Source organism: Streptomyces sp. NPDC002032 (assembly GCF_042890765.1).
In the GTDB taxonomy this organism is placed as follows: domain Bacteria; phylum Actinomycetota; class Actinomycetes; order Streptomycetales; family Streptomycetaceae; genus Streptomyces.
The window spans coordinates 165,000-175,262 of record NZ_JBIASM010000013.1; the positions used below are offsets into that span (position 1 = coordinate 165,000).

At 75.2% G+C, this 10,263-nt stretch carries 7 protein-coding genes; 6 read left to right on the forward strand and 1 reads right to left on the reverse strand.

Annotated elements, in window-relative coordinates; all coding sequences use genetic code 11:
* Positions 1-106 precede the first annotated feature (106 nt).
* Positions 107-694, forward strand: a complete 588-nt coding sequence (locus ACFYYT_RS27085; protein ID WP_351829392.1) for an isochorismatase family protein — start codon at positions 107-109, stop codon at positions 692-694.
* Between the two features lie 12 nt (positions 695-706).
* Here ACFYYT_RS27085 and ACFYYT_RS27090 read toward each other — a convergent pair whose 3' ends face one another.
* A complete protein-coding gene (locus ACFYYT_RS27090) occupies positions 707-2,320 on the reverse strand; it encodes an alpha/beta fold hydrolase (protein ID WP_351829395.1) in 1,614 nt (537 codons plus the stop codon).
* A gap of 380 nt (positions 2,321-2,700) precedes the next feature.
* On the opposite strand from ACFYYT_RS27090, the gene ACFYYT_RS27095 reads away from it, so the two are divergent.
* From ACFYYT_RS27095 to ACFYYT_RS27115, 5 genes are read left to right on the forward strand one after another with little or no spacing between them, the layout of a single operon-like run.
* Complete coding sequence (locus ACFYYT_RS27095; protein WP_351829397.1) at positions 2,701-3,498, forward strand: TIGR03084 family metal-binding protein; 798 nt, start codon at positions 2,701-2,703, stop codon at positions 3,496-3,498.
* The gene (locus ACFYYT_RS27100; RefSeq protein WP_388609523.1) at positions 3,498-5,258 is read left to right on the forward strand and encodes an acyclic terpene utilization AtuA family protein; all 1,761 of its coding nucleotides are present in this window, start codon (positions 3,498-3,500) and stop codon (positions 5,256-5,258) included. Before ACFYYT_RS27095 ends, ACFYYT_RS27100 begins: the two co-directional genes overlap by 1 nt.
* Positions 5,255-6,853: a carboxyl transferase domain-containing protein gene (locus tag ACFYYT_RS27105; RefSeq protein WP_351830750.1), complete on the forward strand. Its 1,599-nt coding sequence runs from the start codon at positions 5,255-5,257 to the stop codon at positions 6,851-6,853. Before ACFYYT_RS27100 ends, ACFYYT_RS27105 begins: the two co-directional genes overlap by 4 nt.
* An 8-nt stretch (positions 6,854-6,861) precedes the next feature.
* A complete protein-coding gene (locus tag ACFYYT_RS27110) occupies positions 6,862-8,763 on the forward strand; it encodes a biotin carboxylase N-terminal domain-containing protein (protein ID WP_351830748.1) in 1,902 nt (633 codons plus the stop codon).
* Positions 8,760-9,917: an acyl-CoA dehydrogenase family protein gene (locus ACFYYT_RS27115; RefSeq protein WP_351830746.1), complete on the forward strand. Its 1,158-nt coding sequence runs from the start codon at positions 8,760-8,762 to the stop codon at positions 9,915-9,917. The genes ACFYYT_RS27110 and ACFYYT_RS27115 overlap by 4 nt, the downstream gene beginning before the upstream one ends.
* The last annotated feature ends 346 nt before the right edge of the window (positions 9,918-10,263 follow it).

Here is a 10,263-nt window from a genome sequence, read left to right on the forward strand (position 1 = left end):
AGACCCCGGCGCGTCCCGGCCCGGCCCGCGGGCCGCGCCGCGGCTGCGCCCTGCCCCGCTCCACCCACCGCCTTCCCGCTGTCCGCCCACCGAAAGGACCCTTCCCATGACCGCCTCCACGACCCTGCGCGACGTCATCGGCCTCGACAACACGCTGCCCCGCCTCGCCGACAGCACCCTGGTCCTGATCGACTTCCAGAACACCTACCGCTCCGGCGTCATGGCCCTCGACGGCGCCGAGGAGGCCCTGGCCGCCGGGGCCCGGCTGCTCGCCGCCGCCCGTGCGGCCGGCATCCCGGTCGTCCACGTCGCGGACGCCGGGTACGACCTCGGCTCCGAGGCCGGCGCCATCAGCCCCGAGGTCGCACCCGCCGAGGGCGAGCCCGTCGTCGTCAAGCAGGTCCCCAACGCCTTCCACGCCACCGGGCTGGAGAAGACGCTGCGCGACCTGGGAGCCGGACCCGACCTGGTGCTGGCCGGGTTCATGACCCACATGTGCGTCCAGTTCACCGCCCAGGGCGCCTTCAACCTCGGCTTCCGGCCCACCGTCGTCGCCGAGGCCACCGCCACCCGGCCGCTGGCCGCGCCGGACGGCACCCTCGTGCCCGCCGCCGCCCTCCAGACGGCGGCCCTGACCACCATCGCCGACGTCTTCGGCCCGGTGGCGGCCACCCTCGGCGACCTCGCGCCCTGATCCGTACGGGGGTCAGTTCAGGGGCAGGTCGAGGTACGAGGGGGTGGGCTCGGGGGAGGTGAACGCGAGGGTGGCGCGGGGGAGGTTGGCGTCACCGTAGAACGGGTCCCGTCCGGCCGCCACCAGCATCAGGCGGTGGCCGGGCGGGACGTCGTAGGCGGTGGCCTGGAGGTCGAGGCCGGCGCTGACCAGGCTGTCGGGAGCGGAACCGAGGTCGCTGTACGGGGCGTGCGAGACGAGCCGCGCCGAGCCGTCGGGCGCCAGGTCCAGCAGGTACGCGACGAACGAGGACCCCGGGTTCGCGGCCCGGTAGGTGACGCGGAGCCGGGGGGTGCCGCGCAGCCGGGTGGTCTCGCGGGCGGGCGCGGCGGTCCAGACGGCGGCCACCGTACGGTCGACGGCGCCGGCCGGGTAGGTCTTCGGCCGGCCCGCCAGCTCGGCGTACCCGGAGCGCAGGTGCTCGTCCGCGACCACGACCGGGATGTCCACCCCGCACACCACCCCGGCCGTCCAGCCGGCCTCGGGCGCCTCGGCCAGCTCCCCGCCGCCGGTGAGGTGGAGGCGGCGGACCCGCCGGGTGAGGGCGTGCCAGGCGGGGTGGGGTTCGAGGGTGCGGCTCCACATCACCTCGCCGAGGACCTGGCCCTCGTCGGCGATGCCGTTGTCGGCGCCGGTGAGGTGGTGGTCGAACCAGCGGTGGGCGTCGTTCCATATCCGGTTCGGCAGGCCGGCCAGGCCGGTGGCCTCGGCGGCCCCGTGGTCGCCGATGGAGAGGTCGAGCCGCTTGGGGCCGGTGAGTTCGCCGAACAGCTTCAGCGTCTGGTTGACCGGGAAGAGCGTCTCGTGCCAGGCGTGGGAGAGGAACACCGCCGCCCGGCGCCGGTTGAGCTCCTTGACGTGGGCGGTGGGCGAGCGCTGCTCCGCCCACCGCAGGCCCTCCCCGGCGTCCCGGCCGGCCGGTACGTCCGCCAGCGCCCGCTCGGTGCGCCGGCTCAGCCGGGCCCGGGCGGCGGCCGCGCGCAGGGCCCGGACGGCGGAGGCGCGCGGGGTGGAGTTCTCGTAGAACACCTCCGCGAGGTCGCCCCAGCCGCCGAGCGCCGCCACCGCGTCCACCCGGGTGTCGTGCGCGGCGACGAGCAGGGCGATGCCCGCGCCGTACGACTGGCCGAGGAAGCCGATCCGGGTGACGGGGCCGGCGGTGCGCTCCAGCAGGTGGTCCAGGGCCCGGCCGCCGTCGGCGACGTCGAGCGGCCCGGCGGCGTCCACCTGCCCCTCGGAGGCGGCGAACCCGCGGGCGGTGTAGGCGAGGACGTCGTAGCCGCGGGCCGCGAGGACGCTCGCCTGGACGGCGTACAGCACCCAGCCCAGGGGCGTCCACGACGCCGGCATGATCACGGCCGCACGGGGCGCGGAGCCGGTGTGCCGCCAGAGCGCGGCGTCGAGCAGGTCCCCGCCCGTACCGGCCACCTTGCCGCGGCTGAAGACCGCGACCTCCCGGACGGCCGCCACCTCCGCGGCGCGGGCGGGCGGCAGCCCGGCGGTGTCGCCGCTCTCCAGGGCGGCGGCGAACACCGCGAGGGCGGTCGCGTCGAGTTCGGGATGGAGCGAGAGCGCTGCTGGATACACGGCGTTTCATCCTCGTCGTCGATGTCGTCTGTGTCGTCGATCAATGCGGACGGACGTGTGCGGATGCGGATGCGGCTGGAGGTGTGGTTAGGGGTGTGGCCAGGGCTGTGGTGGGCGGCCGGGCGGAGCCCCCAGTATCGGCACGCCCCCGACCGGCCTCCCGCCGCTTCCCGGCGCACGGCCGGAATCCCCCCGGCCGCCGCACCGGCGCCGGAGCGCGATGCGCGGGCGGCGGTAGGCGGACGCCAACTCGCCCGTGACTGCGTGAGGTTGGCGGCTGTGGCGGGAATCGGGTGGGCTTGGCGAAAATCATGCAAGCATGCTTGATTGTTTTGGCGGTGGCTGCCAGGCTTCCCCCCACGCCGAGAGGGGAGCACGCCGTGCCCGATCCGTCCGCCGTCGCCGTCTTCGCCGATCTACGGGAGGAGGGTGGGGAACTCGACGCCCTGGTCGCCGCGTTGCCCGGGCCCGACTGGGCGCGGCCCACGCCCGCGAGCGGCTGGAGCATCGCCCACCAGATCGCCCACCTGCACTGGACCGACCGGGCCGCGCTGCTCGCCCTCACCGATGCCGACGGCTTCGCGCGCCAGGCCGAGGAGGCGCTGAAGGCCCCCGGCACGTTCGTCGACGACGGCGCAGAGGAAGGGGCCCGGCTGGACCCGGCCGTCCTGCTCGCTCGCTGGCGCGAGGGCCGCCGCGCCCTCGACGCCGCGCTCGCGCAGGCCTCCCCCGACGCCCGCTTCCCCTGGTACGGGCCCCCGATGAAGGCCGCCTCCATGGCGAGCGCCCGCCTGATGGAGACCTGGGCGCACGGCCAGGACGTCGCCGACGCGCTCGGCGTCTCCCGGACTCCGGGCGCCCGGCTGCGGCACGTCGCGCGGATCGGCGTACGGGCCCGCGACTACGCGTACGCCGTACGGGGACTGCCGCTGCCCGACGGGGAGTTCAGGATCGAGCTCGGCGCCCCCGACGGCAGCGCGGTGTGGACGTACGGGCCCGCCGACGCCCCGCAGCGCGTCACCGGCCCCGCCCTCGACTTCTGCCTCCTCGTCACCCAGCGCGCCCACCGGGCCGACCTCGCCCTCACCGCCACCGGACCCGACGCCGACCGCTGGCTGGACATCGCCCAGGCCTTCGCCGGCCCGGCCGGCCCCGGCCGCGCCCCGCAGGGGCGCTGATGGGCCGCCGACCGCTGCGCATCGCCAACGCCTCCGGCTTCTACGGGGACCGGCTCGGCGCCCTGCGCGAGATGCTGACCGGCGGCCCGCTGGACGTCCTGACCGGGGACTACCTGGCCGAGCTGACCATGCTCATCCTCGGCCGCGACCGCCTGAAGGACCCCGGCCTCGGCTACGCCAAGACCTTCCTGCGGCAGCTGGAGGACTGCCTGGGCCTCGCGCACGAGAAGGGCGTACGGATCGTCACCAACGCGGGCGGCCTGAACCCGGCCGCGCTCGCGGCCGCCGTCCGCGAACTCGCCGCGAAGGCGGGCGTCCCGGTCACCGTCGCGCACGTCGAGGGCGACGACCTCATGCCGTACGAGGAGGGCGCGCTCACCGCAAACGCCTACCTCGGCGGCGCCGGGATCACCGCCTGCCTGCGGGCGGGGGCGGACGTGGTCGTGACGGGCCGGGTCACCGACGCGGCCCTGGTCAGCGGGCCGGCCGCCTGGTGGTTCGACTGGGGCCCCGAGGAATACGACCGGCTGGCGGGGGCGGTCGTCGCCGGACACGTCCTGGAGTGCGGAACCCAGGCCACCGGCGGCAACTACTCCTTCTTCACCGCCCACGACGTACGCCGCCCCGGCTTCCCGCTCGCGGAGATCTCCGAAGACGGGACGGCGGTGATCACCAAGCACCCCGGCACCGGCGGGGCCGTCACCCCCGGCACGGTCACCGCGCAGCTCCTGTACGAGACCCAGGGCGCGCGCTACCTCGGCCCGGACGTCACCGCCCGGCTCGACACCGTACGCCTGGAGCCCGACGGCGAGGACCGGGTACGGATCAGCGGGACCGTGGGGGAGCCCCCGCCCGCCACCCTCAAGGTGGGCGTGACCCGCATCGGGGGCTGGCGCAACGAGGTCGTCTTCGTCCTGACCGGCCTCGACGTCGAAGCCAAGGCCGCCCTGGTGCGCGAGCAGCTGGCCGGACCCCTCGCGGGGGTGGCCTCCGTCCGGTGGACGCTCGCCCGGACCGACCACGAGGACGCCGCCACCGAGGAGACGGCCAGCGCCCTGCTGCGGCTGGTGGTCCGCGACGCCTCCCCCGACCGGGTCGGCCGCGCCCTGACCTCGGCGGCGATCGAGCTGGCCCTGGGCAGCTACCCGGGCTTCCACGTCACCTCCCCGCCCGGCCCCGCCCAGCCGTACGGCGTCTTCGCCTCGGCCACCGTCCCCGCCGGCCGGGTCCCGCACACGGCGGTCCTCCCGGACGGCGCCCGCCTCCCGGTCCCCGCGCCCCTGGCGGCACCCGGGACGCCGCCCACCCGGACCGCGCGCCCCGCACCCCCCGCCCCCGCACCCCCCGCCCCCACCGCCCCCACCCCGGGCGCCCCCACCACCCGGGCCCCCCTCGGCCTGGTGGCCGGCGCCCGCAGCGGGGACAAGGGCGGCGACGCCAACATCGGCGTCTGGACCGAGGACGACGCGGCCTGGCCGTGGCTGCGCGCGACCCTCACCACCGAGCGGCTCCAGGCGCTGCTCCCCGAGACCGCCGCCCTGCCGGTCACCCGCCACGAGCTCCCGAACCTGCGCGCGCTGAACTTCACCGTCCCCGGTCTCCTCGGCGACGGCGTCGCCGCCGGCCACCGCTTCGACCCCCAGGCCAAGGCCCTCGGCGAATGGCTGCGCGCCCGTCACCTGGACGTCCCGACCCACCTTCTGCCGACCGCCCCCGACCCCGTCGACCCGTCAGCCACCCCGGAGGGGCCCCGCTCATGACCCGTCTGCGCACCGCCGTCGACCCCGCCGCCCCCGAGCACGCGCAGGCCCGTACGGCCGCCCTGGAACGCCTCGCCGCACTCGACGCCGAGCACGCCAAGGCCCTCGCGGGCGGCGGCGAGAAGTACACGGCCCGGCACCGGGAGCGCGGCAAGCTCCTGGCCCGCGAGCGCGTCGAGCTGCTCCTCGACCCCGACACCGCGTTCCTGGAGCTGTCCCCGCTCGCCGCCTGGGGCAGCGACCACCCCGTCGGCGCCTCGATGGTCACCGGCATCGGCACCGTCGAGGGCGTCGAATGCCTGATCACCGCCAACGACCCCACCGTGCGCGGCGGCGCCAGCAACCCCTGGACCCTGAAGAAGGCGCTGCGGGCCAACGAGATCGCCCGCCAGAACCGGCTGCCCTGTGTGAGCCTCGTCGAGTCCGGCGGCGCCGACCTGCCCTCCCAGAAGGAGATCTTCATCCCGGGCGGGGCGGTCTTCCGCGACCTCACCCGGCTCTCGGCCGACGGCATCCCGACCGTCGCCGTCGTCTTCGGCAACTCCACCGCCGGAGGCGCGTACATCCCGGGGATGTCCGACCACACCGTCATGATCAAGGACCGTTCCAAGGTGTTCCTCGGCGGTCCGCCCCTCGTGAAGATGGCCACCGGCGAGGAGAGCGACGACGAGTCCCTCGGCGGCGCCGACATGCACGCCCGCACCTCCGGCCTCGCCGACCACTACGCCGTCGACGAGTACGACGCCATCCGCCAGGCCCGCCGCATCGTGGCCCGCCTCAACCACCGCAAACCGCACCAGGACCCGCCGCCCGCCCCCGAACCCCTCTACGACCCCGAGGAACTCCTCGGCATCGTCCCGCCGGACCTGAGGACCCCCTTCGACCCGCGCGAGGTCATCGCCCGGCTCGTCGACGCCTCCGACTTCGACGAGTTCAAGCCCCTGTACGGCACCAGCCTCGTCACCGGCTGGGCCACCCTCCACGGCTACCCGGTCGGCATCCTCGCCAACGCCCAGGGGGTCCTGTTCAGCGCCGAGTCGCAGAAGGCCGCCCAGTTCATCCAGCTCGCCAACCAGCGCGACATCCCGCTCCTGTTCCTCCACAACACCACCGGCTACATGGTGGGCAAGGAGTACGAGCAGGGCGGCATCGTCAAACACGGCTCGATGATGATCAACGCGGTGTCCAACTCCCGCGTCCCGCACCTGTCCGTCCTCATCGGCGCCAGCTACGGCGCCGGCCACTACGGCATGTGCGGACGCGCCTACGAGCCCCGCTTCCTCTTCGCCTGGCCCAGCGCCAAGTCCGCCGTCATGGGCCCCGCCCAGCTCGCCGGCGTCCTGTCGATCGTCTCCCGCCAGTCGGCCGCCGCGAAGGGCCTCCCGTACGACGAGGAACAGGACGCCGGGATGCGTGCCTTCGTCGAGGCCCAGATCGAGTCCGAGTCCCTGCCGATGTTCCTGTCCGGGCGGCTGTACGACGACGGGGTCATCGACCCGCGCGACACCCGTACCGTCCTCGGCCTGTGCCTGTCGGCCGTCCACAACGCCCCCGTCGAGGGCGCCCGTGGCGGCTTCGGCGTCTTCCGGATGTGAGCCCGCAGATGACGAACCCGATCAGCTCCCTGCTCGTCGCCAACCGGGGCGAGATCGCCGTACGGATCTTCCGCACGGCCCGCGCCCTCGGCCTGGCCACCGTCGCCGTCCACTCCGACCCCGACGCCGACGCCCTGCACGTGCGCACCGCCGACGCCGCCGTCCGCCTCCCCGGCGCGGCCCCCGCCGACACCTACCTGCGCGCCGACCTGGTCATCGCCGCGGCCCTCGCCGCAGGAGCCGACGCCGTCCACCCCGGCTACGGCTTCCTCTCCGAGAACGCGGACTTCGCCCGGCAGGTCATCGCCGCCGGTCTGACCTGGATCGGACCGCCGCCCGAGGCCATCGAGGCCATGGCCTCCAAAACCCGGGCGAAGGACCTGATGCGCGCCGCCCGCGTGCCCCTCCTCGACCCCGTCGACCCGGCCACCGCCACCTCCGCCGACCTGCCCCTCCTGCTGAAGGCCGCGGCGGGCGGCGGCGGCCGGGGCATGCGCGTGGTCCGCGACCTCGACACCCTCAAGGAGTCCCTGGACGCCGCGTCCGCCGAGGCCGCCTCCGCCTTCGGCGACGGGGAGGTCTTCGCCGAGCCCTACGTGGAACGCGGCCGCCACGTGGAGGTGCAGGTCCTCGCCGACGCCCACGGCGCCGTCTGGGCCCTCGGCACCCGCGACTGCTCCCTCCAGCGCCGCCACCAGAAGGTCATCGAGGAAGCCCCCGCCCCCGGCCTCCCGGCCCCCCTGCGCACCACCCTCCACGAGGCCGCCGTCGCCGCCGCCCGCGCGGTCTCCTACCGGGGCGCGGGCACCGTCGAGTTCCTCGTCACCGCCGACGGCCGCCCGTACTTCCTGGAGATGAACACCCGCCTCCAGGTCGAACACCCCGTCACGGAAGCCGTCTTCGGCCTCGACCTGGTCGCCCTCCAGCTGCGCATCGCCGAGGGCGCGGCCCTGCCGGCCACGCCCCCCGAGCCCTCCGGGCACGCCGTCGAAGCCCGCCTCTACGCCGAGGACCCGGCCCAGGACTGGCGACCGCAGACCGGCACCCTGCACACCCTCGACCTCCCGGACGGGGTCCGCGTCGACACCGGCTTCACCGCCGGGGACCCGGTCGGGATCCACTACGACCCCATGCTCGCCAAGGTCGTCGCCCACGCCCCGACCCGCGCCGAAGCGGTCCGCGTCCTGGCCCGCGCCCTGGCCGACGCCCGCATCCACGGCCTCACCACCAACCGCGACCTCCTCGTACGCTCCCTGCGCCACCCGGAGTTCACCGCCGGACAGCCCGACACCGGCTTCTACGAACGCCACCTGCCGGCCCTCACCCGGGACGCCCCGGACGCCACCCTCGCGGCCCTCGCCGCCGCCCTCGCCGGCGCGGCCCCGGCCGGGGGAGCCCCGCTCGCCGCCCGCCTCGGCGCCTGGCGCAACCTGCGCTCCCAGCCGCAGACCCGTCGCTACACCGCCGCAGGGACCGAGTACGAGGTCCAGTACCAGCCCGTGGACCACCCCGGGGTCCGGGTCCTGGCCGCCACGCCCACCCTGGTCACCCTCGAAGTCGACGGAGTCCGGCGCGTGTTCCACGTGAAACATAAATCGAACACGGTCTACGTCGACTCCCCGCTGGGCGCCCACGCCCTCGTCCCCGTACCCCGGTTCCCCGATCCCCAGGACCGCACCGCACCTGGCTCCCTGCTCGCCCCCATGCCCGGCACCGTCGTCCGCGTCGCCGAGGGACTCGCCCCCGGCACCCCCGTCACCGCCGGGCAGCCCCTGCTCTGGCTGGAGGCCATGAAGATGGAGCACCGCATCCTCGCCCCCGCCTCCGGCACGCTCACCGCGCTCCACGCCGCCACCGGCCAACAGGTCGAGTTCGGCGCCCTGCTCGCCGTAGTCCAGGAGGAAGCATGAGCCCCATCGAGTCCGAAGAGCACCAGGCCCTGCGCACCGCCGTGGCCGCCCTCGGCCGCAAGTACGGCCGCGACTACCTGGCCCGCCTCGCCCGTGAGGGCGGCCACCCCGACGAGCTGTGGGCGGACGCCGCGCAGCTCGGCTACCTCGGGGTCAACCTCCCCGAGGAGTACGGCGGCGGGGGCGGCGGCATAGCGGAACTCTCCATCGTCCTGGAGGAACTCGGCGCCGCGGGCTGCCCCCTGCTGATGATGGTGGTCTCCCCGGCCATCTGCGGCACGGTCATCGCCCGCTTCGGCACGGAGTCCCAGAAGCGCGAGTGGCTCCCCGGCCTCGCCGACGGCAGCCGCACCATGGCCTTCGGCATCACCGAACCGGACGCCGGGTCCAACAGCCACCGCATCACCACCACCGCCCGCCGCGACGGTGACGACTGGGTGCTCACCGGCCGCAAGGTCTTCATCTCGGGCGTGGACATCGCCGACGCCACCCTGATCGTCGGCCGCACCGAGGACTCCCGCACCGGCCGCCTCAAGCCGTGCCTGTTCATCGTCCCCCGCGACGCCCCGGGCTTCGGCCGCTCGGTGATCGACATGGAACTCCAGGCGGCGGAGAAGCAGTTCGAGCTCACCCTGGACGACGTCCGCCTCCCCGCCTCCTCGCTCGTCGGGGACGAGGACGCGGGCCTCCTGCAACTCTTCGCCGGCCTGAACCCCGAACGGATCATGACGGCCGCCTTCGCGATCGGCATGGGCCGGTACGCCCTCGCCAAGGCCGTGGACTACGCGAAGACCCGCCAGGTGTGGAAGGACCCCATCGGCGCCCACCAGGCCGTCGCCCACCCCCTCGCGGCGGCCCACGTCGACCTGGAACTGGCCCGCCTCATGATGCGGAAGGCGGCCCTGCTCTACGACGCGGGCGACGACATGGGCGCGGGCGAGGCGGCCAACATGGCCAAGTACGCGGCCGGCGAAGCCTGCGTCAAGGCGGTGGACCAGTCCGTCCACACCCTGGGCGGCAACGGCCTCACCCGCGAATACGGCCTGGCCTCCCTCATCACCGCCTCCCGCGTGGCCCGCATCGCCCCGGTCAGCCGCGAGATGATCCTCAACTTCATCTCCCACCAAACCCTGGGCCTCCCCAAGTCCTACTGACGCCCCAACAACCCGGTTCCACACCCCATGGCCAGGGCCAGGGCGGTATCCAGCCCAGGGCCAGTGCGGGGTCCGAAGCCAGGGCCGGTCCCCACATCCGCGCCAAGGCCGGGGACGGGGACGGGGTGGGGTGCCGTCCGGGACTAAAACGTGATTTGTTGGCGCGCGGTGCCGCCCGCACACTCGGACGCGGACAGGGCGCCATAAATCATGCCCGTCCCGGACGGCGCCCCACCCCCGCCCCCGGCCCCGGGCCCCCCCCGCCGCGGCCCCCCGCGGGGGGGGGCGCGCCGGCGCCGCGCGCCGGCGGGGCCGCGGGGGGGGGCGGGGGGGGGGGCGGGCGCGG